Origin of the sequence: Nonomuraea wenchangensis, from assembly GCF_900111685.1 — a bacterium.
GTDB classification, from domain to species: domain Bacteria; phylum Actinomycetota; class Actinomycetes; order Streptosporangiales; family Streptosporangiaceae; genus Nonomuraea; species Nonomuraea wenchangensis.
The window spans coordinates 1-25,184 of the sequence record NZ_FOHX01000017.1; the positions used below are offsets into that span (position 1 = coordinate 1).

Here is a 25,184-nt window from a genome sequence, read left to right on the forward strand (position 1 = left end):
GGGCCGCCAAGATCGCCGGCATCGACGTCCCCGACCTGGTCGTGGACGACCCCGACGGCGACGCGAAGGTGCTGGTCGTCGGGTGGGGCTCGACCTACGGGCCGATCGCCGCGGCCGCGCGCCGCATCAGGGCGGGCGGCGGCAAGGTCGCCCAGGCCCATCTGCGCCACCTCAACCCCCTGCCGGCCAACACCGGCGAGGTGCTCAAGCGTTACGACAAGGTGCTGCTGCCCGAGATCAACCTGGGCCAGCTCGCGCTGCTGCTGCGCGCCCGCTACCTCGTCGACGTCATCAGCTACAACCGTGTGCGCGGGCTCCCGTTCAAGGCCGAGGAGCTGGCCGGAGTCATCCAGGACGTGATCGACAGTGACTGAGCTCGTCAACGGCAGGGGCCTCAGCCTGGTCCCGAAGACCGACGTCAAGCAGGGCCTGAAGGACTTCAAGTCCGACCAGGAAGTGCGCTGGTGCCCCGGCTGCGGCGACTACGCCATCCTCGCCGCCGTCCAGTCCTTCCTGCCCGAACTCGGGCTCAAGCGGGAGAACATCGCCTTCATCTCCGGCATCGGCTGCTCCTCCCGCTTCCCCTACTACCTCAACACCTACGGCTTCCACTCGATCCACGGCCGTGCCCCCGCCATCGCCACGGGTCTGGCGGCCTCCCGCCCCGACCTCAGCGTCTGGGTCGTCACCGGCGACGGCGACGCCCTGTCCATCGGCGGCAACCACCTCATCCACGCGCTGCGCCGCAACGTCAACCTCAACATCCTGCTGTTCAACAACCGGATCTACGGGCTGACCAAGGGCCAGTACTCCCCCACGAGCGAAGTCGGCAAGATCACCAAGTCCACGCCGATGGGCTCGCTCGACAAGCCGTTCAACCCGATCTCGCTGGCCATCGGCGCCGAGGCATCGTTCGTGGCGCGGACCATCGACTCCGACCGCAAGCACCTGCAGTCGGTGCTGCGGGAGGCCACCGCCCACCGCGGCACCTCGCTGGTCGAGATCTACCAGAACTGCAACATCTTCAACGACAACGCCTTCGAGCCGCTCAAGGACCCGGGCCTGCGCGACGACATCACGCTGCGCCTGGAGCACGGCCGGCCGATCGCCAGCGCCACCAAGGCCGTGGTCCGCGGCGCGAACGGCGGGATCGAGGTCGTGGCCCGCGCGAGCGTGAGCGAGGACCAGATCCTCGTGCACGACGTGCACAACCCCGACCCCAGCCTCGCCTTCGCCCTGTCCCGCCTGGACGAGCCCGCCTTCGAGCACGTCCCGATCGGCATCTTCCGCAGCGTCGACCGGCCGTCCTACGAGACGCTGATGGCCGAGCAGCTCGACGAGGCGGCCGAGCGTCAGGGGCCCGGCGACCTGGGCGAGCTGCTGCTGGGCGGCGACACCTGGCGCATCAACTAGGCGCGTCAACTGACCGGCCGACAGCTCAGATCCGCGACAGCACCCTGTCGCTGACGAAGCAGAGCATCCCGAACTCGCGCGCCCGCCGGCGCGCGAAGTCGCACAGCTCGTCGTTGTCGGCGTAGTCGAGTGCGTAGAGGTCCACGTCGAGGCCGAGCAGCCGCTCGGCCACGGAGGCGTGGACCTCCAGCACGTCGTCCGGCCAGGGCGCGTAGCGGCCGGCGTCCACCCAGCGCGCCGAGAACGACTCGAACAGCACGCCGTCCACCAGGTCGGCGAGCTGCGGCAGCAGCCCGAAGCCCCGGTTGGCCAGCAGATACTCCGGCTGCGTCTCCTCGCGGATGGCGGCGATGAGATAGAGCAGGTGTGGCAGGTCCTCGGGGTAGGTCTGCTCGATGTTGAGCGTGTCGAGGAACAACCCGCGAAAGCCCTTCCCGATCGCCTCGCGGGCCTGCTCCAGCACGTGCGCCACCCAGCGGGGGTCGCCGGTGTGGACGAACGCGCCACCCCAGTCGGGGTTGTGCTCGGGGCGGTGCCACGGCGCGGGCGGCCCGACGTCCTCGGTCAGCGACAGGTAACCGAGGGTCTGCGTGCCGCGCCCGCGCAGCAGGTCCAGCTCGTCGGGGCGGTAGAAGTCCGCCTGGAGCACGACCTTGTCGAAGCCGGACAGCCGATCCAGCTCCCCCGCCCCGTAGTAGAACGCGATGGGCTGCGTCATCCGGTCCACGACTCCCGATACCAGGTGTAGGTCCGGCGGACGCCGTCCTCCAGGGCGACGCGCGGCTCGTACCCGGTCAGCTCGCGCAGCAGCGTGAGGTCGGGGCAGCGGCGCGCGACCGAGCCGGGGGGCGCGGGCACGTGCCGGATCTCCGGGTTCGTCCCCGCGATCCGCAGCACGAGCTTGGCCAGGTCGCCGATGTTGGTCTCGGCGTCGTTGCCGATGTGCACGATCCGGCCGGCCGCCCGCGGCTCGGCCATGAGCCGGACGACCGCCTCGACGGCGTCGTCCACGTGGCAGAAGGCGCGGCTCTGGTCGGCGCCGTAGAGCGTGAACGGGTCCTCGCCGCGCTCGGCCCGGAGCGACAGCTCGGGGATGACGTGGTCGGCGCCCATGCGGGGGCCGTAGACGTTGTGGAAGCGGCCGATGACCGCCTCGAACCCCTTGGCCCGCGCGGTGTGCAGCACCGCGGCCTCGCCGAGCAGCTTGCTGATCGCGTACGTGTGCCGCGCCGACCCCACGTCCTCGATGACGAGGGGGACGTCCTCGCCGGTCGGCACGGCGGCCAGCCCGGTGCTGACCGCCCCGGCGTACGCCTCGCTGGTGGAGGCGAAGAACAGCCGCCCGCGCCCCGGCCCCATCCAGTCCAGCAGGTGCATCAGGGCCAGCGTGTTGACCCGGAGCACGCGGGCCGGGTCGGACTCGACGTTGCGCACCCCGACGACGGCGGCCAGCATGAACACCTGGTCCCAGCCGGGTTCGAGGGCGTCGTACGCGGCCGGGTCGGTGAGGTCGGCCGAGCGCACCTCGACGGCCAGCCCGGCGAGCGCGTCGTCGCGCCGCCCCCGCGAGAAGTCGTCCACGACGGTCACCTCGTGCCCGTCGGCGAGCAGCCGGCGGGCCAGGTGCAGCCCGATGAAGCCGGCCCCGCCCAGCAGCAGTGTCCTCATGCCCGCTCCTCCGCCAGGTAGCCGATGCCGGCGTAGCGGACGCCGTGCCGGGTGATCGCCGCCTCGTCCAGGATGCGCCAGGAGTCGAACAGCACCCGCACCCCGGAGGTGGCGAGCCGGGACTCGACCTCCAGGCCGCGGTAGTCGGGATGGTCGTTGATGACGAGGAGGGCGTGGGCGTCGGCGAACGCCTTGTCCAGGCTGACGGGCTCGCCGCCGTACTCGCGGATGACCTCGTCGGGGACGAGCGGGTCGTGGCCGAGCACGGTCAGGCCGACGGCGCGGAAGAGCGGCATCATCTCGGCGATGGGCGTGCCGCGCATGTCGTCGGTGGCCGGCCAGCCCTTGTAAGCCCAGCCCAGCACCGACAGCCGCACCCCCTCGGTGCGTCCGGCGCTCTCGCGGATCAGCTCGACCATGCGTTCGGCGACGTGCGCGGGCAGCCGTTCGTTGAGCGCCCGCGCCCGGTCCACCAGGTAAGGCGGCCGCCGCGTGCTCGCGATCATCAGGTACGGGTCCTTCGACAGGCAGCCGCCACCGACGTACCCGGGCTTGGCCAGGTCGGGCCGGGGATAGTCGAGGTTGGCGGCCCTGATGACCTCCAGCGGGTCGAGGCCGTGCTGCTCGGCGATGAGCGCCAGCTCGTTGCCGAAGGCGTAGATCAGGTCGGTGTGGCAGTTGTTGGACAGCTTGACCATCTCGGCGGTCTCCAGGCCGGACACCGGCACGACCTGCTCGGCGAGGCCGGCGAACAGCTCGGCGCCCGCCCCCAGGCTCTCCTCGTCGAGCCCGCCGACGACCTGGGGCAGCTCGACCAGCTCGCGCAGCGCCTGGCCCTGGATGGTGCGCTCGGGCGCCATGACGAGCCGGACGTCGTCGCCCCAGCGGGCGGCGAGCGCGGGCAGCACGACGGAGCGGGAGGTGCCGATGGGTACGGTGCTGCGGACCACGACGAGGGTGCCGGGCCGGCAGGTGGCGGCGACGTGTTCGGCGGCGGCGGCCAGGTTGCGCAGGTCGGGCCGGCCCGTCGAGAGGTCCACGGGTGTGGAGACGGACAGGATCGCGGCGTCGAGCGGCGTGTCGGGCAGCCGGTCGGAGACGGTGATCCCGGTGCCGAGGTGCTCGGCGAACGCCTCCTGCACGCCGGGTTCGTACACGTGGATCCGGCCGTTGGACAGCGCCTCGACCACGCGGGGGTTCGCGTCCACGCCGTGCACGACGTACCCCTTGCGGGCCAGGGCGGCGGTCAGCGTCAGGCCCACGTAGCCCATGCCGATCACGCCGACGGTCTTCGGCATCTCAAGCTCCTTCTTTCGCAGCGGTGCAGAGGGGACTGACGCGGTCGAGGTCGACCACGGTGACGTTGCCCGCGATGCCGTGGCGGCGGTAGCGGGCGCAGGCCGCGGCCACGTCGGCCGGGCGGGTGGCGTAGTCGGTGGCGAGCACGGCCTTGCCGAGCCGGCGCAGGGCGAGCGCGTGCGCCAGGTTCTCGGCGCACCAGCCGGTGGTGCACGGCCGGCCGGTGGCGCGGAAGAACAGCTCCTCCATGCCGATGCCGTCGATCGCCTCGACGTAGCCGGGCTGGAGGCGCAGCTCGGGCGAGTTCTGCGGGACGACGAGGAAGCCGGGGCGCGCCTTCTTGGCATAGCGGCTGATCTTGACGATCAGCTCGTTCATCCGGCGGGCGAGGCTCGCGCGGGTCTCGCCGGGCACGCGGTCGAGGTGGATCTCCTCGTACGCGAGCGGCGTGTCGAGGTAGACCCCGTCGAACCCGGCCCGCAGCGCCTGGTCGACGCGCGGGCGCAGCACGAGGTCCCACCAGCGGGAGTCCCAGTAGCGGACGAAGTGCTCCTCCGGCCAGTCGAGCCAGCGGTTGAGCCGCAGGTCGGCGGGCAGGGTGCGGGCCTCGGTGCGGAAGCGTTCGATGCTGCCGATCTCGAAGTAGGCGAGGACGGTCTTGCCGGAGTCCCGGACCTTGGCGACCTCCTTCGCGGAGAAGTAGCCGGCCGTGGTGCCGTCGCGGGACAGGTCCACGATGGCGAGCTGGTGCGGCGCGCGGGCGACCGCGTCGAGCCGGCCGCCGGGGTAGTTCTGCAGGACGTAGGTGAAGGAGCGCACCTCGGTCAGCGGGACGCGGGGGGCGCAGGACGTGAGCGCGGCCGGCAGGCCGGCCAGCATCACGGCCGTCCAGAGCCTCCTCACGCGCTCTCCTTCACCGTCATGGCCTTGATCGAGTCGGTCAGCGGGACGGTGGCCCGCCAGCCGAGCACCCGCAGCGCCCGCCCGGTGTCGGCCTGGCTCCAACTGGTGTCGGAGCGGCCGGACTCGGGGGCGTTCTCCCGGATCTCGCCGGTGAACCCGCTCGCCGCGGCGAGCAGCCTGACCGCCTGCCGGACGGGCACGGGCCGGCCGCTGCCGACGTTGATCACCCGTTCGGCGGGATCGTCGGCGAAGGCGGCGCCGACCACCGCCGCGGCGACGTCGCGTACGTCCACGAAGTCGCGGGTGGCGTCGAGCGGGCCCAGCTCGATGTCGCCCGTCGCGGCGCCGATCAGGTCGCGGACCCGGCCGAGCACGTTGGCGGCGGACACCCCGGGGCCGACCGGGTTGAAGACGCGCAGGGACATGGCGTCCACCTCGCGGGCCCGTTCGACCAGCAGGGTGCCGGCCAGGTGGCTGATGCCGTACGCGCCGGTGGGGCGGGTGGGGCCGTCCTCCCGCTGGGCGGTGCCGGGGAGGGCGGGGCCGTACTCGGCGGCCGAGCCGAGCCGGACCAGCCGGGCGCGCGGCGCGGCGGCGGCCAGGGCCTCCAGCAGCACGGCGGTGACCCCGGCGTTGCCGCGGACCAGCTCGTCGTAGCGGCCGGACAGCCGGCCGACGCAGTTGAGCACGACCGAGGGGCGGCTCTCGCCCAGCAGGTCGGCCACATCGGCGGGGGCGGCGGCCAGCAGGTCGAGCTCGGCCCGGCGCGGGCAGATCAGGCGGGACACCCGTGGATCGCCCGCCAGCAGTTCGGCCACCGGGCTGCCCAGGAAGCCGGTGGAGCCGAAGACGACGACAGTGCTCATCGAACCCTTTCCCGATCCGTCGGCAGCAGCAGCGAGCGGATCTCCTCGAACCGGGCGTTGGCCTCGTCGTAGTCGTCGGGGCGGCCGATGTCGAGCCAGTAGCCGTCGAACTCGAAGCAGCCCGGCTGCCGGCCGTGGGCGAGCAGGTCGAGCACCAGCTCGTCGAAGCCGAACGGCATGCCCTCCGGGTAGTGGGCGATGGTGTCGCGCGACAGCGCGTAGACGCCCATGCTGACCAGGTAGCTGAGCAGCGGCTTCTCGCGGAAGCCGGTGATGTGGCCGCCGCTCGTCTCCAGCACCCCGAAGTCGATCTTCACGACTCTCGGGGAGGTCGCCACGGTCAGCGGCGCGCCGGCCTCGACGTGCCTGGACAGCAGCTCGGCGTAGTTGAGCGTGGTGAGGACGTCGCCGTTCATCACCAGGAAGTGCTCGGGCAGCCGGTCCCTGATCGGGAAGAGCGGCCCGATCGTGGACAGCGGGGTGACCTCCTCGGTGTAGTCCACCTCGAGCCCCCAGCGGGAGCCGTCGCCCACGAACGCCCGGATGAGCGGGCTGAGGTGGCCGACCGCGAGCGTGGCCCGGGTGAAGCCCTGGCTGGTGAGCTGCCTGAGGATGATGTCGAGGATCGCGTACTCCTCCCCTATGGGCACCAGGGGCTTGGGCAGCGCCGAGGTGTACGGGCGCAGCCGCACCCCTTTGCCGCCTGCGAGGATGACGACGTGCATGGGAAGCCTCCCGGTCGATGGTTCAGCGGTACTGCCTGACGTCCCTGAGTCCGCGGCTCATGAGGACCAGCAGGATCAGCAGGAACAGCAGCGCGGCGGCGGCGAAGAGCAGCACGTCGGCCTGCGCGGAGCCGCCCCCCGGCAGCAGGAGCCGCCCTGTGGGATGGACGGCCAGCGCCGCCGCCTGGGCCAGGCACAGGTGGATGACCTTGCCCTGGTTGGCGAGCAGGAACGCCACGAAGTAGGCGCCCCCGACGGTCACGTGGGCGACCGCCATGGTCACGCTCTCCGTGGTGAGCCCGCCCTTGACGTACAGGAAGACCAGCGGCAGCGAGGAGAGCGCCGACAGCGCCGCGAGGCAGATCAGCACGCCCTTGGCGACCAGCCACCGGCCGCGGCGGGTGAAGTCGGCGGGGTAGCAGACGTCGCGGACGGAGGCCCGCGCGTCGTCGTCGAACCGGTGCGCCCGGTACTCCAGGAGGCCCATGCCGAGCACGAGCCCCGCGCCGGCGACGGCGATGTCGCTCCGGTCGAGCACGTAGCGGGCCTCGGCCTGGAGCAGGAAGAGCGCGGTCAGCGTGGCCCAGGCCAGCGCGGGCAGCAGCCCGCGCAGGTGGGAGCGCGACAGGCGGCGCAGCGGTGGCTCGGCCGCGGCCGGCTCGCCCTGCGCGAGTGTGAGCAGCAGCGCGGACCCGACGACGCCGGCCACGCACACCACGCCGACGCAGACGGCCAGCAGGCCCACCCACCGGTCGGCGAGCGCGATGTAGGCGATGCCGGCGATGACCGCGGGCAGCATGATCACGCCGAGCCAGAGCTCGCGCCGGTAGAACAGCAGCATGCCGGAGGCGATCTGGAAGGCCAGCTGCGTGACGCAGAGCGCGACCAGCGCGAGCGGCCCGCCCATGGCGAGGGCGAGCAGGCCGGCCATCGCCGTGGCCCCGAGCACCCCGAGCAACATGCCTGACCGCAGCACCCGACCGGCCGAGCGGGGATAGCCCCGCCCCACCAGCGTGTACGCGAGATGCGCCGCCCCGCTGCCGATCACCCAGCCGAGCCCGGTGGTGAGCACCAGGCCCGGCATCAGCCACCGGGCGCCCACGAGCCCGGAGGCCGCGGGCAGCAGCGCGGCGGGCAGGCCGTAGAGCAGCCCGTGCAGCATCTGGGCGAGCGGCCTGGCCCGTTTGAGCGGCGCCTCGGCGAGCGGCGGGCGCGGCCTGTCCAGGGTCTTGATGTGCGTGTACGCGGCCTCGGCCAGGGAGAACACGTCGTCGTGCCCGTACCGCTCGCGGGCGATCCTGTCGCTCAGCCCCTGCGACTCCAGCATCGCCGCGACCTGCAGCGGTTCGACGGCGCGGAAGGCGCCGGTCCCCATCGGCTCGATGAGGTCGTCCATGGAGCGCGACGTCGACGGCTCCACAGCGGTCATGCGGTGACCCCCAGCAGTTCCTCGTAGACCGAGCGGTAGTCGTCCAGCGACTGCCGCAGGGTGAAGCGGGCGAGCACCCGCTCGCGGGCCAGCGCGCCGAGCCGGCGGCGCAGCCCCGTGTCGCGCAGCAGGCGCACCATCGCCTCGGCGGCGGCCACGTGGTCGCGCGGCGGCACCACGATCCCGGCCTCGCCGACCGCCTCGGCCACCCCGCCGACGTTGGTGACGACCACCGGCAGGCCGCACGCCATGGCCTCGACCACGGTGTAGGGGAACCCCTCGGAGATGCTGGTCAGCGCCACCACGTCGCCCGCGTGGTAGGCGGCGGCCGGGGTGGTGACGCGGCCCTCGAACCGGGCCGCGTCCGTGACCCCCAGCTCCTCGGCGAGCTCCATGCAGCTCTCCTGGTAGGGCTCGTTGCCGGCCGGGACGCCGCCGAAGATGCGCAGCCGCGCGTCGGGCACCTTCTCCCGCACGATGGCGAACGCGCGCAGCAGCGTGTGCAGGTCCTTCAGCGGGTCGATGCGCCCCATGAAGACCAGCGTGGGCTCGTCGGGGCCCGACTCGACCGGCGGGAAGTCGTCCGGATCCACGCCGTTGTACATGATCCGGATCCGGTCCGGGTCGGCGCCGTTGCGGATCTGCCAGCGCCGGTTGTACGACGAGTGCGGCGCGATCCGGTCGGCCGCCACGTACGCCGCCCCTGCCAGGCGGCGGAAGAAGCTGAGCAGCAGCACCCTGACGGCGTGCGAGACCGGCTCGTCCACGTACTGGAGGTAGCGTTCGCGCAGGTAGACGCCGTGCTCGGAGAGCACGATCGGGGTGCCGTGCCGCCACTTGGCGGTCATCGCGGTCAGCATGCTGAGGCCGTTCATGGCCACGTGCATGAGGTCCGTACGCGGTGCCGGCTCGGCCAGCGGGCGCAGCATGTGCCCCATCAGGTCGCCGGCCGTGATGGCGTCGGCCAGGGTGAGGCCGTCGGTCCTGTTCCAGTACCAGGCGTCCATGAGCTGGGTCAGCGACTCGTTGGCCGTGAGCGCGCCCACCAGGTCGCCGCCCTCGTGCGCGAAGCGGTGCAGCGACTCCAGCACCGCCAGGAACTCGGCGCTGCCGTCGCCCATGACGGCCGGCGTCAGCACCATCTCCAGGAAGCGTCCGTACGCCTCGGTGAAAGCGCCCCCCGGCGCCCGCGAGGGGCGCCGGGGCGCGTTGCCCCACAGTGGCACGGAGACCACCTGTTCGAGGTTGGCCGGCAGATCCCACACCGGCCGTTCCTCGCCGTCCACGGTCATCGTCACGACGTCCCAGCGGTAGTCCGGCATGCCCCGGATGAGCTGGTCCATCCAGACGCTGACGCCGCCCATCGCGAACGGGTAGGTGCCCTCGGACACCAGCGTCACCTTCACGGGCGCACGCTCGCGGGGACGGTGACAGGGACCCCGGCGGTGAGCGTGAGGCGGGCGACCTTGTCGGTGCCGTACGCCGTGGCGCCGGAGGCGTTGACGTTCGTCGCGAAGACGGCGGCGTCACTGCCGGCGGTGAAGGTGACCGTGCCCGCCACCCGGTCGTAGACCGCGCTGACGCCGGACAGCCCGGCGAAGTGCGTGGTCCGCTGGTCGACGTACTGGGCAAGCGAGCCCCAGTTCGGCGTGAGGAGCGGGACCTTGTACCAGGTGTTGTACCTGGCCATGACGCCGTTCAGCCAGTCGAAGACCAGGCTGCGGTTGGAGCCGTAGTTGCGCAGGTTGCCCTGGTGGAAGGTGTGCGTGTAGACCGACCCGGACATGACGTGCTGCATCGCCACGTCGCTCTCGTGGTCGATGACCTGGGTGTAGGTCTGGTTGACCGGCCAGTAGGGGAACTTGCCGCTGGGGCCGTAGTAGGAGTTGTAGAAGAGCGTCTCCTCGGCCGGCGTGGTGGTGTGGTAGGCGATGTTGGTCGGCCAGTCGGGCACGATCGTCAGCGCCGGCTGCAGCGGGTGGCGGATGCCGCAGTTGAAGCAGGACGGCTGGTGGCTGGCGAACGACATGTTGCCGTGCAGGTACTTCACGCCGAGGTCCTTGGCGGCCTGCAGCAGGTTGGGGTTGGAGGCGGCCAGGCCGTAGTCGGTGGGCGGGTCGATGTCGTTGTTGGGGTCGGGGTGGTAGACGCCGAGGCCGGAGTACTCACCGGTCTTCAGCACCGTCGGGTCCACGGAGAGGCCGAGCGCGGCGGCCCTGGTGAGGTTGTTCTGGATCTCCGCCCGGCTCGTCGCGTAGTCCGTGGAGTTCATCTTCGGGTGCGAGAACGTGTGGTTGACCCAGGTGAAGGAGGAGGCCCGGCAGCGCGAGTAGTTGGTGAGGGCGTCCTGCAGGAGGATCGGGAGCAGGCAGGACGGGAGGGCGTACTGGTCGGCGCCCTCGCCGTTGTAGGCGATGTTCAGCTTGAACGCGTTCGCCAGCGTGTTGGCCGACCGGAAGCTGTTCTGCTGGTTGTACGTGCTCACCGCGTCCGACCAGGTCAGCCGGTAGCCGGGGTTGGTCTCCAGGTGGCCGTCGGCGTAGAGGTGGTCGGTGTTGTTGAACCAGTCGTCCACGTCGGCGTTGAGGTAGTGACGCTGCTCGCCGAGGAACAGCCCCCGGGTGGCCCAGCGGAACAGGCCGTAGGTGAGCAGGTCCGCCTGTGGCAGGTACTGGTTGGAGGTGAACGTCAGCGCCATGCGCTCACGGCCGTCGGCGGACGTGCTGCGGACGCCGAGCACGTCGGAGCCGCTGGTCAGCACGGCGTCGGCGGTGCAACCGGAGGCCAGCGTGGAGCGGTAGACGTAGGACTGCGAGATCGGGACGTTCGCGGTGTTCTTGAGGTAGTCGAAGACGCCGGCGCCGGTCGTGGTGAGCGCGGTCGCGATCGGGGTGGCGCCGACGCCGCCCTCGCTGCCGGCGCGCAGGCAGTAGTCCTCGGGCCAGGTGCCGTAGGCGGTGTAGAGGGAGACCTGGCGGACGCCGTAGTCGCGTTCGTAGGCCCAGAGAACGTTCCATTCCGAGGCGTCGAGGCCGCTGACGTAGCCGGAGCCGTCGGAGTAGAGCAGCGAGTTGTTGCTCAGCAGGACAGCGTTGTACTTGCCGGCCCCGTCGGCCTGCACGAGGTCGGCGGCGGTCAGCGGCTGGGTCTTGCTGTAGAGCACGTCGTACTGGGCGCCGACCCGGTTGAGCACCGAGCGCCAGGTGGCGACGCCCCAGTCGTCCTCGTCCACGCCGACGACGAGCACGCGCAGCCCGACGCGGTCGTTGGCGGCGGCGGCGAGCGCGGCGGAGGAGCGAGCGGCCGTGGTCGAACGTTCTACGGGTATTGTTCCTTTCTTCTCCGGTAGTGGTCCGAGTTTGTCTACTTTCGGACGGTCGATGGGCGCACGCAAAGGAGCTGCGTGCGCGTAATGATCGCCGGTTTCGGTTTCGGTTTCGGTCGTGGTCGCCAGCGCCGGAACGGCGCTCGGACCGATGATGATGGCGGTGGCGCTGACCAGGGCCAGCGCACGCCTCGACGGCACAAAAGCCGTCATTCGGAAATGCCGAAAAGAACCCACCATATCCCCCCATTCGGCACTGATGGCACGAATGCTCCGTTGGCTGACGTACGCACCATCAGCCAGTTCACGAGTGTGCGGATGACCAATTTCATTTACGTTTCAACACAGTTTCCTCACGAGCGTTTTACGGCGCATTCGCGCGGCATATCCTCGGTCAGCGAAAAGAAGATCGGACACGTGCAGCTGGGGGAACCATGCAGTTCCGCATCCTGGGCGCTCTGGAGGCGACCGGCGCAGGCGGCCTCGTGCCCCTGCGCTCGGTCAAGCAACGCAGCCTCCTCGCCCTGCTGCTCTGCCACGACGGGACCGTCGCGCACAGCGACGTCCTCATCGACGCGCTCTGGGGAGCCGAGGCCGGGGACGCCGGGCAACAACGCCTGCGTCTCCAGCTCCACCGGCTCAGACGCACGCTCGGCGAGCACGTCCCCATCGCCCACCAGGCCACGGGCTACCGGCTCAGGGTGCCGGCGGAGGACGTGGACGCCCGCCGGTTCGAGCTGCTGGTCCGGCAGGGCCGCTCGGCGCTCGCCTCCGGGAACGATGCAAAAGGCAGCGCCCTGCTCCGCGCGGGCCTCGACCTGTGGCGCGGCCCGGCGCTGTCCGGGCTGGACGACATCCACCTGCTGCACCGCCAGGCCACCCGGCTGGAGGAGCTGCGGCTGGCGGCGCTCGGCGAACGCGTCGAGGCCGACTTACGGCTCGGCCGGCACGCCGCCCTGGTCGGCGAGCTGTCCACGCTGGTGCGCGAGCACCCGCTGCGCGAGACGTTCCGCGGGCAGCTCATGCTGGCGCTCTACCGCAGCGGGCGGCAGGCCGAGGCGCTGGACGTCTACCAGTCCGGGCGGCACATCCTCACCACCGACCTCGGCCTGGAGCCAGGCCCCGAGCTGCGCAAACTGCACGCGGCCATCCTCAGCAGCGACTCCTCGCTGTCGGCCGGGCGGGCGGCGCCGCACGGCCGGCACGTGCACCGGCGCGCCGGCCCCCGGCACGGGCGCGGCTGCCCGCACTGCGCCTCCCGGCGTCACTGATGTCAGGAGGGCGTGATCCGGTAGATGTGATAGGAGCTCTCGCTGGTGAAGGTGTCGGTGAAACGTCCTGAGGAGTCCACGGGCAACCGCCGGTTCTCGAACATGACCTCGACCTGACCGGGTGACAGGCCGCCGGGCAGCGCGAACGTGTGCGCTCCCGGCCGGCCCTCCACCGACGGCATGGCGAACAGGTAGTACGCGCCCTGGTGCGCCTTCAGCATGGTGTCCACGCCGGGGCCGAAGCCGTACTCGACGGACTGGGTGTTGAGCACGGGGGCGAGCTGCCTGATCTGCCGGTTCACCTCGATCACGGCGGGCCGGGTGGTGACGCCGCAGGCGTCGCGGAGCACGTGCTGGCTCTGGCAGGGGCCGCCGAAGCTGTGGTTGAAGTAGATGACGCCCCTGGCCCCGTGGATCAGGGAGCTCATCACCGCGCCCTTGACCTCGTCCGGCTCGATCTGCCGCCGGTCCTCGGCGGCGGGGCGGCCGACCTCGACGAAGGCGTAGATGGGCTGGAGCTTGCCGTCGAGGGCGTCCAGCTTGCGCTGGCGGTCGATGAGCAGGCCGTAGTTGGCCGCGCGGCGGCACCGCTCCTCGCCGGACCAGTGCAGCCAGTTCTGGCCGTCCAGGCAGGCGAAGTAGCTGGTGTACCAGTAGACGTCGAGGGAGACGAGATCGGTGTAGTCGTTGAGGAACCGGCCGGCCTGGCGGTCGTCCTGGTAGATCATGACGCCTTTGCCGTAGTTGGCGTAGTGCGGGCGGCCGTCCTTGGGCAGCCGGTCCTTCAGCGTCTTCATGACGGTGTAGCCGCAGCGTTCCTTGTGCGGGTCGTCCGGGATGCAGAGGGGGCCCTCACCGGGGAAGTTGCCGGTCCAGCCGTCGTCGCCGGGTCCTGCCCACATGTCGGCCTCGTCGGTGATCAGCCAGGCGACGGTCTCGGCCCCGTAGTCCTTCAACGGCTTGCTGGGGACGGCGAACAGGCCGTTCTTCCTGATCAGCGCCATGTCGCTGGTCTCGGTCAGCTCGATGTAGGTGTTGATGCCGGCCTCGACGTCCTTGTCCACGTCGTCCTGGGTGATGACGGACTCGTACCAGACGCCGACGGGGAAGAACGCCGGGTTCGTCCAGCCGGCGGCCTTGGTGCTCGCGAAGCGGTCGTAGTAGGCGGGGCCGCCCTCCCAGGGGACGCGGGGCAGCCCGGCGACGTCCGGGCGGGGGGCGGCCGTGCCGGACGCCGACGGGCGCGGGCCCGGCTCGCCCTCCGACATGCCGGCGACCGCCCACACCAGGGCCGCGGCGGCGAGCAGCGCCACCGCGCCGAGGACCAGCCGGCTCGCCCGCGTCAACGCTCCCCCTCGGCCAGCTCCAGAAGCCGCTCGGCCTGCAACGACCAGGACATCCCCAGCACCGACGCCCGCAGCTCGGCGGCCGGCCGCGGGCCGCCCTCCGCCAGCGCGGCCTTGACGGCCGCCACGAACGCGTCGGGCGTGGCCGCGACCCGCACCCGGTCCCGGTAGTGGGCGAGCTCGGGGAAGTCCGTGCTGACCACCGGCAGGCCCAGGGCCAGGTACTCCTTCAGCTTGATCGGGTTGGCGTGCCTGATCCACGCGTTGTCCTGCCACGGCATGATCGCCACGTCGAAGCCGGACGCGTACGCCGGGATGCGCTCGTAGGGCACGAAGCCGAACCAGCGCACGTTGGGATGGGCGGTCAGCCGGTCCATCGGCGCGGTGGCGTCGCCGATGAGCACGAGCGAGGCCTGCGGCAGCTCGGCGGCCAGGCGTTCGAGCAGCCCGACGTCCACGACGAACTCGTCCAGCGCGCCGAAGAACCCCACCCGCGGCCCCGGCACGGCGGCGAGGTCGGGAGGCGGCTCCGCGACCCTGGTGAAGTGGTCGAGGTCCACGCCGTGGTCGAGGAAGCACGCCCGCTCGCCGGTCAGCTCGCGCTCCTCGGCCATCAGCGTGCGGCTCGCGTAGAGGACCCGGTCGGCGCGGGCCAGCAGCTCGTTCTCCAGGGCCCCGATGACGGCGGCGTCCGCCTCGGGGAAGGCCGAGTGCCGGTCGGAGCGGTTGTAGAGGAGCGCGTGCCGGGGCATCGGGCGCACCACGTCCCAGGCCGTGGGGATGGTGACCACCATCACCGGGCGGCGCAGGCCGAGCGCCAGGCACACCGCCCGCACCTGGGCGCGTACGAGCAGGGCGTTGACCCGGCGCAGGACCGGCGAGCCGTAGAACGGCAGCGGCAGCGGCGACATCACGTGGAAGCCCGGGAACGGCTGCCGCAGGAACTTCGCCACGCTGCGCAGCTTGCGCAGGATACGGCGGGTGACGTGGGTGGTGGTGCCCGGCGCGGGCATGCGCATGCCGATGCTGTTGACCACCAGCACCTTGCGCCGGCCGGCGATGGCGCGCATGAGCTGGAAGTCGGAGTGCGCCCGGTTGTGGTACCACCAGTCCTGGGCCGCGAAGCAGACGTAACCCGGCGGGTCGGGCGCGCCGGGCGGCTCGGGCCAGCGCGGCAGGCGGACGAGGGCGCGCAGGGCCGCCCGGTGCTTGGCGCCGCCCTCGCCGGTCCTGGCGAGCGCCCGGATCGCCTCGTTGAGCAGCACCGCGCCGCGCATGGCGAGGGCGCGCGCCCGGCCGTGCCGCTCGCGGTGCAGCCGGACCCGGTTGGCGGTGGCGAGCGCCCAGAGCCGGCTGGAGGTGGCCTGCTCGCCGCCCAGGTGCACGGCCCGTGCCCGCGGCTCGTAGCGGACGGCGAAGCCGTGGTCGCCGGCCCGCAGCATGTACTCGGTCTCCTCGGAGTAGAGGAAGTAGCGCTCGTCCAGCGGCCCGAGCGCGTCCAGGCAGGCGCGGGAGACGAGCCAGGCCGCGCCGGTCGCCCAGTCGGCGGTGCCCGGCCGCTCGTACGCGCCGGCCGCCACGACCAGCTCCCCGAGCGCCGGGATCCGCCCGGCCCGGTGGCCGCCGAGCAGCGCCTCGCCGAGCGCGCGCGGCACGGTGGGCCGCCTGCGCAGCGAGAGGTGGACGGTCCCGTCCTCGGCGGTGAGCCGGGGCACCGCGATCCCGGTGCCGGGCACGGCCAGCGCCTCCTTCAGCGCGGTGATCGCGCCGGGGGCGAGCCGGATGTCCGGGTTGAGCACGAGCACGTCGCAGCCGGACGCGGCGGCGATCCCGGCGTTCACGCCGCCGGCGAAGCCCGCGTTGCGGCCGGTCGGGACCACCTCGACGGCGGGCAGGGCGGCGCGGGCCGCCGCGATCGTGCCGTCGGCCGAGTCGTTGTCCACGACCAGCACCCGGGCGTCTCCCGCGCCGGCGTCCTGGAGCGAGCGCAGGCAGTCGCCGATGACGCGCTCGCTGAAGTACGTGACGATGACGATCGCCAGCATGCTCACCTTCCCAGGAGACGGAGACGGGCGCGGAGCGCGCCGGTCAGCAGGCGCACGGCGAAGGGTGCGTCGTGAAGCAGGTAGCGCCGGAGCAGACGGCGCGGTTCGAGGGCGAGCCGGTGCAGCCACTCGCCGCCCGCCCGCTGCAGGGCCTCGGGGGCGCGGCTGAACTGGCCGGCGGCCATCGCGATGCCCGCGCCGCAGCCCAGGAACCAGGCGGCGGGCAGCTCCGGCCGCAGCTCCATGATCAGCCGTTCCTGTTTGGGGAAGCCGAGTCCGACGAGCACGAGGCCCGGCCCGGCCTCCCTGACGCGCTCGACGACCGCGCGCCGCGCTGCGGGGTCGGCGTCGAACCCGTACGGCGGTGAGTGCGTGCCCGCGATCCGCAGCCCCGGGTAACGTTCCAACAGGGCCCGCGCGGCGGCCTCCGGCACTCCTTCGTCGCCGCCGAGCAGGTAGACGGGCCGGCCGTCGCGGGCGGCGCGCCCGGCGAGTGTGTGCACGAGCGAGGAGCCGGTCACCCGCTCCGGGATCGCGGCGCCGGCCAGGCGGCCCGCCCACACGACCGGCATGCCGTCGGCGACGACGAGCTCCGCGCGGGCGACGAGGGCGGCGAGCGCCGGGTCGCGGGTGGCGGCGCGGACGATGTCCACGTTCGCGGTGACGATCGCGCCGCCCCGGCCGGCGGCCCACTCGCGGGAGACGTGGTCGGCCACTCCGGTCTCGGTGACGGCCATGACGTGCACGGCTCCCACGCGCACGCGCGCGGGAGGACCGGCCGTGGTGAAGGGGTCCGCCGGAATGTCCTCGCTCCTTCGCCCTGGCCCAGCCCAGCCCGACCTTTCGCCCGAATCATCGGCATAACGGAGAAATCCGTTACGTGTGGGTCTGGCAGGAAGTGTGGGCCCGCCAGCAGGATGAGGGGCATGAGAGTGGAGCGCGGCGCCCTGGAAGGCGTCCTTCTCTTCGTTCCGACGCCGCACCACGACGACCGGGGGTGCTTCACCCGGACGTTCGACGCCGCCGTCGCCGCGAAACACGGTCTCGATCCCGGCGCCTTCATCCAGGACAGCCAGTCGCGCTCGCGGCTCGGCACGGTCCGGGCCCTGCACGGGCGGGTGGGGCGCGGCGAGGCCAAGCTCGTCAGGTGCGCCCGCGGCGCGGTCCACGACGTGCTGGTGGACGCCAGGCCCGGCTCGCCGACGTACGGCCGGAGCATGAGCGTGCGCCTCGACGACGAGGACTTCGCCTGCCTGTACGTGCCACGCGGCTTCCTGCACGGCTTCCAGGCGCTCACCGAGCAGGCCGACGTCTGCTACCGCATCGACAGGGAGCACGACCCGGCCGAGGACGTCTCGGTCCGCTACGACGACCCGGACCTGGCCGTCGCCTGGCCGCTGCCGGTGACCGCGATCAGCGCGCGGGACCTGGCGGCGGGGTCGTGGCGGGAGGCGCAGGCGCGGCTGCTCGCCTGAGCCGGGCCTCCCTGGCCAGCGCGCCCGCCGAACCGACCAGCAGGAACGACAGCCCGGTGATCACCGCGTACGAGCGCAGGTCGAAGGTAGCGGCCCCGATGAGCGGCACCACCAGGCAGGCGGCCAGCGTCAGCCCGAGGTCGCGGTCCGCGGGGTCGGTGAGCAGCCGGCGGGCGCGCAGCGCCGACCAGATCCCGGCCAGGAAGAGCCCGGCGAAGGCCAGCACGCCGATGATCCCGGTCTCGACCGTGGAGAGGATGTACTGGTTGTCGAAGACCAGGTATTTGGGGGCGTACCAGGTGCCGAGGCCGCGGCCCAGCCACGGGTGGCGGGAGATCTCGGTGGCCGCGGCGGCGTAGTCCATGGTCCGCCAGCGCAGGCTGGAGTCCGTGGACAGGCCCGTGAACAGGTCCAGGATCGCGCCGAGCACCCCCGGCACGACCACCTTGACCGCGCCCAGGAAGAGCACCATCGCGCCCAGCGCGAGCAGCCGCCGCCGGCGCGGCCAGCCCACCAGCAGCACCGCCGCCGCCCCCGCCACGCCGACGAAGGCCGAGCGCGACACCGAGAACACCATCCCGGCCGCGATCAGCCCCGCGCACAGCCACCAGCGCAGGTGCGGCTGCCGGCGTTCCATCGCCTGGAAGGCGAAGTGCAGCGCGATCGGCAGGATCATCGCGCACACCACCGCGAACTCGATCGGATGCCCGGTGGTCGCCGCCACCCTGCTCAGCCCGTTGCGCTCCACCACGAACAGCTCCTCCTGCGTGAAGCGCAGGCCGGGCAGCACCATGTACGGGGTCGGGTCGAACCTGAGCAGGAACTGCGCCGCGCCGATCACGCCGAGCACCGCGCCCATCACCGCGACGGTCTTCAGCACCAGGTCGAGCCGGGCCCGGCCGCGTACGCCGTCCACGACGAGCAGCACGATCCCGATCATCGCGAACGCGCTCACCAGCATGTGGTCGGCGAGGTCGAGCTCGTCCCTCGGCAGGTTCCCCGCGGCGGCGTAGGCGTAGGTGGCGATCAGCGAGGAGGCGTAGACGAAAACCGCGCTGCGGACGAGGGTGCGGCCCTTGGCCGCGCCGAGCGTGGTGGTGAGCTGCGCGCAGAACCACCACACCAGCGCGAACAGCCCCACGGCCTCGGCCGGCGTGATGGCGAACGAGAGCCCGCGGAACACCAGCCGGGCCGGGACGATCATCAGGATGACCACGAAGACGACGCCCAGCGTGGCCCCGTCGGCCGGGTGCGGCCGGGGCAGGCCGGCCACGGGCTCCGTCCCGGTGAGGGCGATCGCCTTCACAGGCGCAGCGCCAGCGGCTCGGCGCGCTCCGCCGGCTCGACGGGGCCCGGCCCGGCCCGTCTGCGGCGCAGCGCCGCGGCGAGGCTCTCCATCGCGTAGCCGGCGGTCAGGGCGGCGAACAGGCCGAGCGCCAGCACCGCCATGGCCGTGCGGCTCTTGCCGCCGCGCTGCTCCTGCGGCTCGGTCGGCGGCACCATCGGCGTGAGCTGGATGTAGGTGCTCACGGGCGCCCCCAGCGCGGCCTGACGGGCGGCGAGCTCGCGCCCCGCCTGCTCCACGAGCCGGGTGACCAGCGTGTGCGCGGTCCCGGCGGACGGCGACCTGGCGTTGATGATCACGAACGGCCCGCTGGCCAGCAGCTCGGGGTTGGGGCTGCCGTTGTGGACGACGTACGTGGTCTCGCCGCCGGGCGGCGCCCCCAGCCGGGCGGCGGTCTCCGGGGCGCTCAGCGCCTGGAGCAGGATCGAGGCCGCGACGTTGAGCGAGCCGTTGTAGTTGAGCAGCGGGTTGGTACGGGGGTTCGGATAGGCGGGATCCGTTGGAACGCTCCCGCCCGTCACGGGGATGGTGAGCACGAGGACCGCGCCCGACTGGTAGACGGTCGGGACGGTGCGGTAGACGGCGTACGAGCCGCCGAGGGCCAGCAGCAACGCGGGTATGGTGACGTACCAGCGCCGGAACACGACCAGGACCGTCCCCCAGAAGTCCAAGGCGTTTTCCCTCCCGAACCGGATCAACCCTCGATACGGTCATCGGCCCCGGACATATCCGGCGTTACGCGGAAATCCGTAACGAGATCACGTTATTTCACGATGTCACACCCGGGGTATTCACGCCATTTCCGTAGGGTGGGAGCATCGATGCCGTTTTCCGGCTTCACCTTCAAACGTGACAATCTCCTTCCGCTGGCGGACAGCCTGCGGGAGTCCTTCCTCAAGGCCAGTCCCTTCCGGCACGTGGTGATCGACGACTTCCTGCCCCCGGAGGCGCTGGAGCCGGTGCTCGCCGAGTTCCCCGAGCCGCGCGACGTCGAGTGGCAGCGCTTCGACAACGCCCGCGAGATCAAGCTCGCCCTCGCCGACACCGAGAAGATGGGGCCGGCCACCCGGCACCTGCTGTCGGAGTTCAACGGGCAGGTGTTCGTCGACTTCCTCGAACGGCTCACCGGCATCGAGCACCTGGTGTCCGACCCGCACTACGACGGCGGCGGCCTGCACCAGATCAGGCCGGGCGGCTACCTGAAGGTGCACGTCGACTTCAACCGGCACCGCAGGCTCAACCTCGACCGCCGGCTCAACGGCCTGCTCTATCTCAACAAGGACTGGGAGGAGTCCTACGGCGGGCACCTGCAGCTCTGGAACAAGGACATGACCCGCTGCGAGCACAAGGTCCTGCCGGTGTTCAACCGTTTCGTGGTCTTCGCCACCACCGACGACGCCAACCACGGCCATCCCGAGCCGCTGACCTGCCCGGAGGACCGGGCCCGGCGCTCGATGGCGCTCTACTACTACACCAACGGCCGGCCGGACGACGAGACGCTCGACGAGCACGACACCAGGTTCAAGCAGCGGCCCGGCGAGGAGTGGAAGAGCAATTTCCGCCAGGTGGCCAGGCGGTGGGTGCCGCCCGCGCTGGCCGACCTGGTCGGGCCGCGCAAGTAGGGCTCAGCGGTCGCCGCCGCCCCTGATGACGTCGATGGGACCGGTCTCGGCGTCCGCGTCGGCGGCGGCCTGGTCCGTGGCGGCCTGGTCCGTGGCGGCCTTCTCGTGCGGGGTCCTGCCGTTGAGGCTGCCGGTCTTCTGGAGGGTCCCGTTCTCCTTGTTCTCCCGCACAGGAGGTTCAGGGTGGAGGCGGGCGGGCAGGCGCAGCTTCCCGCGTACGGCCGCGTAGGCCGCCCCGAACCCCGCCACCAGGCCGAGCAGCGCGCCGCCGACCGCCCCTTGGAGCTTGGGCGCGCGGTCCGCCTCCGGTCCGAGCCGCACCACGTCGTCGAGCTGGACGAACGTGACGGGGTGCGCCTTGAGCTCGTTCTGCCGGTCCTCCAGCTCCTCGCGGAGCCGTTCCTGGGCCGCCGCCAGCACCTTCGTCACCTCGGCCCTGGAGGCGGCCTCGACCTCGACGTAGACGAACGGGCCGGTGGTGCCGACGCCGAGCAGGGTCGGGTTCGTCCGCCCGTCGTCGATGGTGAGCTCGACCGGGCCGTCCTCGGGGGCGCCGACGGACTTGAAGACGTCGGGCGAGTTCATGGCCAGGATGAGGATGCTGGCGGTGGTCCTGAGGTCGTCGGAGAACTGCAGCAGCGGGTTGGTCTGCGCCAGCGGTTTGGTCCGGTCGATCGAGCCGCCGCCCGACGGGGTCACCAGGACCATGGAGGCGCTGGCGACGTACCGTTCGGGCAGGACGAGGTATCCCGTGAGGGCCAGGGCCGCGGTGAGCACGGCCACCGGGACGGCGACGAACTTGTTGCGGGCGAGACCCAGAATGGCCGTCCAGAATTCCATATATCCCCAGCCCGATTTGCCACGCAACGGGACGTCGTTCATCCCCCCAGAAATACCGTTCCAATCAGGACATCGCACCTTTCGGTCTGCTTGTTACGCGAGCCCGGCAAATCGCGATATATCCAGGGCGATTCGGGGGCGGGGTGGGCATGGACGGCGGCGGGGGCGGGGCGCGGCTCGGCGGGCTGGACGGGATCCGCGGCCTCGCCGCGCTCTTCGTGGTCCTGCACCACTGCTGGCTGCTGTCCTTCCCCGGCTTCCCCGCCGACACCGGGCCCGGCTGGGCGGGCTGGCTGCTCTACGGCCACTTCGCCGTCGTCGTCTTCATCGCCCTGTCGGGCTTCTCCCTCGCGGTCTCCCCCGCCCGCTCCGGCTGGCGGCTCGGCGGCCTGCGCCGCTTCGCCCGCCGCCGCGCCTGGCGCATCCTGCCGCCGTACTGGGCGGCGCTGCTGTTCAGCCTGGCGGTCGCCTGGCTGCTGGTGCCGCAGCCCGGCCAGCCCGTCCCGACCGCGAAGACGGTCGTCGTCTACGGGCTGCTGCTCCAGGACGTGTTCGGCTCGCCCAGCCCCAACGGCGCCCTCTGGTCGATCGCCGTCGAGGCGCAGCTCTACTTCGTCTTCCCGCTCCTGCTGCTCCTGGTGCGGCGGCTCGGCGCGTGGGCCATGGCGGGCGTGGTCGCCGCCGTGGTGGTGGCGGTGGGGGTCCTGGCCGCGTACGTGCCGGCGGTGGGGCTGCTGATGCGGCTGACCCCGCAGTTCGCGGTGCTGTTCGCGGCGGGCGTGCTGGCGGCGGCCGTGCTCCGGACGCGGACCCGGGTCCCGCTGCACTGGGCGGCGGCCGGGGCGGCGGTCCCGGTGCTCGTCCTCATCGTGGTCCAGGGCTCGGAGTGGACGGTCGCCAGGTTCTTCTGGGTGGACCTCGCGCTCGCGCCCGCCGCCGGGCTGCTGCTCGCCGCGGTCGCCCAGGGGCGGCCCCGGCCCCTGGTGCGCCTGCTCGACACGCGGCCGGTGCGGACGCTCGGCTCCTTCTCCTACAGCCTCTACCTCGTCCACGCGCCGATCGTGGTCGCCGTGAACCACTTCCTCGTGGCCCCGCTGCTGGAGCCGGGCACGGGCCGGCTGCTCGCGCTGCTGGCGGTGGCCGCGCCGGCGTCGGTGCTGTTCGCGTGGGGCTTCGCCGCGGCGTTCGAGCTGCCGTTCCAGCGGCACCGGAGCGCCGCCGCGCTCCGCGAGGCGATGCGCGCCCGCCTGGCGGGGGGAACGCGCACCGCTACCGGCCCGCCCCCAGCAGCCGAGTCGTCGCCATGAGCTTGCGACCCCTGCGCACGGCCGTCACCCCGTGCCTGCGCAGGTACATCCGGGCCACCAGCGCCCGCCCCCGCCGCCGCTGCGCGGGCGTCAGCCCGGCCTCGCCGAGCGCGCGCAGCAGCTCCCTGCACTGCAACAGCAGGGCCACACGGACCTGCCAGGCGGGCACCCCGAGCTTGCGCGCGATGTCGCCCTGCTGCTGGACCTCCCACTCCCGCCCGGCCAGGATCTCGGGAACGTGGCCCCACGGCCCGGCCAGTGCCATGCGGGCCGCGTAGATCTCGTCCTCGCGCAGCATGGCCCGGCCCCGGTCCACCCGCATGATCCGCTCGCGCCGCATGAGGGCGTAGAGGGGGTCCATGGCGAGGGGGTCCTCGTTGAGCATGCGCAGGCACTCGGCGAAGCGGTCCACCGGGTCGTCGGCGAGGTAGCCGGTGCCGGTGTAGGGAGCGGTCCTGGTGGAGCCGTCCGGGCCCGCGTACGCCTGCTGCGTGGTGACCAGCAGCAGGCGCTCGTCGGCGGCGAAGACCTCCAGGCAGCGGGAGACGTACGTGGGGGCCAGCCAGTTGTCGTCGCCCGCCCACCGGTAGAACACGCCCCGCGCCCGCCTGATGGCGTCGGCGAAGTTGGGGAGCTGCCCGATGTTCTCCGGCTGCCGGTGGTAGACCACGCGAGGGTCGCTCGCGGCCCAGTCGCGGCAGATCTCCTCGGTACGGTCGGTCGAGGCGTTGTCGCAGATGACCAGCTCAAGGTTCTGGTGGTCCTGGGCGAGCACCGAGCGGATCGTCCCCTCGACGCGGGCGGCCCCGTTGTAGACGGGCACCCCCACGGAGACCAGCGAGTCGGCGAAGGTCATCAAGCGCTCCTAGTGACGAGTTTCCTCAGCGCGGCGCCCGGCACCACGACCAGCACGAAGGCCAGCATCCCGGCTCCGCCCGCCACGCCGAGCTGCACGAGCGCGTGCTCGCCCCGGGTGACGCCCTCCAGGACGGCCATGACCGTCCCCGCCGCGACCGCGCCCAGGGCCGGGCGCACCAGGCCGGGCAGCACGGGCGCGAGCCGCACCCCCACGCGGTGCAGGATGAACACCGCCATGGGCACCGCGACCAGCACCGCGACCAGGGCGTGCGAGACGGCCGCGCCGCGGATCCCGCCGAGGTGCGCCCCGGCGATCAGGGCCGGCAGCAGGACGACCGCCCAGCCGAGGTTGAGCCAGACGGTGGTCTTGGTCGCGCCGAGCCCGGTCAGGATGTCCACCGCCAGGTACGAGATGAGCATCCGCACCACCATCAGGACCGCCAGCCAGCGCAGCACCCCGGCCGAGAAGTCCCACCGCTCGCCGTAAAGGAACGTGATGAGCGGATGCGCGAGGAAGGCCATCACCAGCGCGGGCGGCAGCACGAACGCCACCATCACCGGCACCGACCTGCGCACCCCCTCCGACAGCGCCGCCGGGTCCTCCGACAGGCGGGAGAAGCTGGGCAGCGACACGTAGCGCAGCGCGGTGCCGATGATCCCCGGCACCCAGCTCGACACGTTGAACGCCAGCAGGTAGTAGCCGAGCTGCTCGGCCCCGAGCGCGTTGCCGACGACGACGTAGTCGGCGTTCATGAGCAGGGCCTCCAGCCCGAACCCGACCGCTGACGGGATGCCGATCCGCAGCAGTTTGCCGGCGGTCTCCCTGTCCCAGCCGACCCTGATCGGCAGCCAGCCCCAGAAGAAGATGAGCACGCCGGTGACCAGCGAGGCGGTGACCTGGCCCCAGGCGAAGGCGTACGCGCCCGCGCCGGCGAAGGCCAGGCTGACCGCCACGGCCGCGTTCGCCACGAAGCCGATCATGATGGCGAGCGTGAGCCGGTCCTGCTGGAAGCGCACCAGGAGGGCGGCACTGCGCACGGCGGTGAACGCCTCGATGAGGACGACCGCGGTGAGCAGGCGCACCACGCCGGTGGCCTCCTCGTTGCCGGACAGCCGCGCGAAGACCGGTGCGAACAGCCAGAACGCGCCATAGGCCAGCGTGGTGACGGCGAAGTTGAGCACGCTGGCGGTGGGCGCGATGTCCTCCACCCGCCCGCGCCAGTGGATGATCGCCGCCTGGATGCCGATGTCCTTGACGTGCATGACGATCTGCGTCGCCGCCAGCGCCACCGCGTAGACGCCGAAGTCGTCGGCGGCGAGCAGCCTGGCCAGCACCAGCCCCATGGCGAAGGAGCCGGCCCGGGTCACCAGGCTGCCGAGCACGGTCCAGCGCAGCCCGCGGCCCGCCCGGGCGCCTACCTCCTCGACACGTTCGGTCTCCTCCATG

22 protein-coding genes and 1 pseudogene are annotated in these 25,184 nt (G+C 72.1%); 6 read left to right on the plus strand and 17 right to left on the minus strand.

Going from position 1 to position 25,184, the window contains the following annotated elements; translation table 11 throughout:
• Together BMW85_RS36975 and BMW85_RS36980 are read left to right on the plus strand one after the other, a co-directional pair.
• Positions 1-374: pseudogene (locus tag BMW85_RS36975) on the plus strand (2-oxoacid:acceptor oxidoreductase subunit alpha); the annotation flags it as partial.
• On the plus strand, positions 367-1,413 hold the full coding sequence (locus BMW85_RS36980) for a 2-oxoacid:ferredoxin oxidoreductase subunit beta (RefSeq protein ID WP_091091128.1): 1,047 nt from the start codon (positions 367-369) through the stop codon (positions 1,411-1,413). The pseudogene BMW85_RS36975 and the gene BMW85_RS36980, both read left to right, overlap by 8 nt.
• A 25-nt stretch (positions 1,414-1,438) precedes the next feature.
• Here BMW85_RS36980 and BMW85_RS36985 read toward each other — a convergent pair whose 3' ends face one another.
• The 9 genes from BMW85_RS36985 to BMW85_RS37025 are packed head-to-tail and all read right to left on the minus strand — an operon-like array spanning position 1,439 to position 11,697.
• Entirely contained in the window at positions 1,439-2,131 is a 693-nt protein-coding gene (locus tag BMW85_RS36985; RefSeq protein WP_091091577.1) for a hypothetical protein, read from the minus strand.
• The gene (locus BMW85_RS36990; RefSeq protein WP_091091131.1) at positions 2,128-3,081 is read right to left on the minus strand and encodes an NAD-dependent epimerase/dehydratase family protein; all 954 of its coding nucleotides are present in this window, start codon (positions 3,079-3,081) and stop codon (positions 2,128-2,130) included. Before BMW85_RS36990 ends, BMW85_RS36985 begins: the two co-directional genes overlap by 4 nt.
• Positions 3,078-4,379 (minus strand): nucleotide sugar dehydrogenase, encoded by a 1,302-nt coding sequence (locus tag BMW85_RS36995; protein WP_091091134.1) that lies wholly within the window; start codon positions 4,377-4,379, stop codon positions 3,078-3,080. Before BMW85_RS36995 ends, BMW85_RS36990 begins: the two co-directional genes overlap by 4 nt.
• A 1-nt stretch (position 4,380) precedes the next feature.
• Positions 4,381-5,283, minus strand: coding sequence for a glycoside hydrolase family 191 protein (locus tag BMW85_RS37000; RefSeq protein ID WP_218156098.1), 903 nt, complete (start codon positions 5,281-5,283; stop codon positions 4,381-4,383).
• Positions 5,280-6,149, minus strand: coding sequence for an NAD-dependent epimerase/dehydratase family protein (locus BMW85_RS37005; RefSeq protein ID WP_091091138.1), 870 nt, complete (start codon positions 6,147-6,149; stop codon positions 5,280-5,282). Before BMW85_RS37005 ends, BMW85_RS37000 begins: the two co-directional genes overlap by 4 nt.
• Complete coding sequence (locus BMW85_RS37010; RefSeq protein ID WP_091091139.1) at positions 6,146-6,874, minus strand: sugar phosphate nucleotidyltransferase; 729 nt, start codon at positions 6,872-6,874, stop codon at positions 6,146-6,148. Before BMW85_RS37010 ends, BMW85_RS37005 begins: the two co-directional genes overlap by 4 nt.
• Before the next feature lie 22 nt (positions 6,875-6,896).
• Complete coding sequence (locus BMW85_RS37015) at positions 6,897-8,303, minus strand: hypothetical protein (RefSeq protein ID WP_143082529.1); 1,407 nt, start codon at positions 8,301-8,303, stop codon at positions 6,897-6,899.
• Positions 8,300-9,709: a GT4 family glycosyltransferase PelF gene (gene pelF / locus BMW85_RS37020; RefSeq protein WP_091091144.1), complete on the minus strand. Its 1,410-nt coding sequence runs from the start codon at positions 9,707-9,709 to the stop codon at positions 8,300-8,302. The genes BMW85_RS37015 and pelF overlap by 4 nt, the downstream gene beginning before the upstream one ends.
• The gene (locus BMW85_RS37025) at positions 9,706-11,697 is read right to left on the minus strand and encodes an Agd3-related carbohydrate deacetylase (RefSeq protein ID WP_143082530.1); all 1,992 of its coding nucleotides are present in this window, start codon (positions 11,695-11,697) and stop codon (positions 9,706-9,708) included. The genes pelF and BMW85_RS37025 overlap by 4 nt, the downstream gene beginning before the upstream one ends.
• 365 nt (positions 11,698-12,062) lie before the next feature.
• On the opposite strand from BMW85_RS37025, the gene BMW85_RS37030 reads away from it, so the two are divergent.
• The gene (locus BMW85_RS37030) at positions 12,063-12,899 is read left to right on the plus strand and encodes an AfsR/SARP family transcriptional regulator (RefSeq protein ID WP_091091149.1); all 837 of its coding nucleotides are present in this window, start codon (positions 12,063-12,065) and stop codon (positions 12,897-12,899) included.
• 2 nt (positions 12,900-12,901) lie between these two features.
• Here BMW85_RS37030 and BMW85_RS37035 read toward each other — a convergent pair whose 3' ends face one another.
• From BMW85_RS37035 to BMW85_RS37045, 3 genes are read right to left on the minus strand one after another with little or no spacing between them, the layout of a single operon-like run.
• Entirely contained in the window at positions 12,902-14,245 is a 1,344-nt protein-coding gene (locus BMW85_RS37035) for a hypothetical protein (protein WP_091091151.1), read from the minus strand.
• Entirely contained in the window at positions 14,242-16,290 is a 2,049-nt protein-coding gene (locus BMW85_RS52140) for a glycosyltransferase (protein ID WP_177241090.1), read from the minus strand. The genes BMW85_RS37035 and BMW85_RS52140 overlap by 4 nt, the downstream gene beginning before the upstream one ends.
• A gap of 2 nt (positions 16,291-16,292) precedes the next feature.
• Positions 16,293-17,027 carry a WecB/TagA/CpsF family glycosyltransferase gene (locus BMW85_RS37045; protein ID WP_177241076.1) on the minus strand — a complete coding sequence of 245 codons (735 nt, stop codon included), beginning with the start codon at positions 17,025-17,027 and terminating at the stop codon, positions 16,293-16,295.
• Positions 17,028-17,216: 189 nt separating this feature from the next.
• Between BMW85_RS37045 and BMW85_RS37050 the strand changes: the two genes are divergently transcribed.
• Entirely contained in the window at positions 17,217-17,765 is a 549-nt protein-coding gene (locus BMW85_RS37050; RefSeq protein WP_091091158.1) for a dTDP-4-dehydrorhamnose 3,5-epimerase family protein, read from the plus strand.
• On the opposite strand, the gene BMW85_RS37055 is transcribed toward BMW85_RS37050, so the two are convergent.
• Both BMW85_RS37055 and BMW85_RS37060 read right to left on the minus strand, forming a co-directional pair.
• Positions 17,704-19,071 (minus strand): O-antigen ligase family protein, encoded by a 1,368-nt coding sequence (locus BMW85_RS37055; protein ID WP_091091159.1) that lies wholly within the window; start codon positions 19,069-19,071, stop codon positions 17,704-17,706. The genes BMW85_RS37050 and BMW85_RS37055 overlap by 62 nt on opposite strands.
• On the minus strand, positions 19,068-19,781 hold the full coding sequence (locus BMW85_RS37060; RefSeq protein ID WP_091091162.1) for a hypothetical protein: 714 nt from the start codon (positions 19,779-19,781) through the stop codon (positions 19,068-19,070). Before BMW85_RS37060 ends, BMW85_RS37055 begins: the two co-directional genes overlap by 4 nt.
• Before the next feature lie 150 nt (positions 19,782-19,931).
• Between BMW85_RS37060 and BMW85_RS37065 the strand changes: the two genes are divergently transcribed.
• Complete coding sequence (locus BMW85_RS37065; RefSeq protein WP_091091165.1) at positions 19,932-20,732, plus strand: 2OG-Fe(II) oxygenase; 801 nt, start codon at positions 19,932-19,934, stop codon at positions 20,730-20,732.
• 3 nt (positions 20,733-20,735) lie between these two features.
• On the opposite strand, the gene BMW85_RS37070 is transcribed toward BMW85_RS37065, so the two are convergent.
• Complete coding sequence (locus BMW85_RS37070) at positions 20,736-21,572, minus strand: GumC domain-containing protein (RefSeq protein WP_091091168.1); 837 nt, start codon at positions 21,570-21,572, stop codon at positions 20,736-20,738.
• A gap of 149 nt (positions 21,573-21,721) precedes the next feature.
• On the opposite strand from BMW85_RS37070, the gene BMW85_RS37075 reads away from it, so the two are divergent.
• The gene (locus BMW85_RS37075) at positions 21,722-22,879 is read left to right on the plus strand and encodes an acyltransferase family protein (RefSeq protein WP_091091169.1); all 1,158 of its coding nucleotides are present in this window, start codon (positions 21,722-21,724) and stop codon (positions 22,877-22,879) included.
• Here the strand turns inward: BMW85_RS37075 and BMW85_RS37080 are convergent.
• Positions 22,842-23,735, minus strand: coding sequence for a glycosyltransferase family 2 protein (locus BMW85_RS37080; RefSeq protein WP_091091172.1), 894 nt, complete (start codon positions 23,733-23,735; stop codon positions 22,842-22,844). The two genes, BMW85_RS37075 and BMW85_RS37080, sit on opposite strands and share 38 nt — an antisense overlap.
• Entirely contained in the window at positions 23,735-25,183 is a 1,449-nt protein-coding gene (locus tag BMW85_RS37085; RefSeq protein ID WP_091091173.1) for an oligosaccharide flippase family protein, read from the minus strand. Before BMW85_RS37085 ends, BMW85_RS37080 begins: the two co-directional genes overlap by 1 nt.
• Position 25,184: the final 1 nt, after the last annotated feature.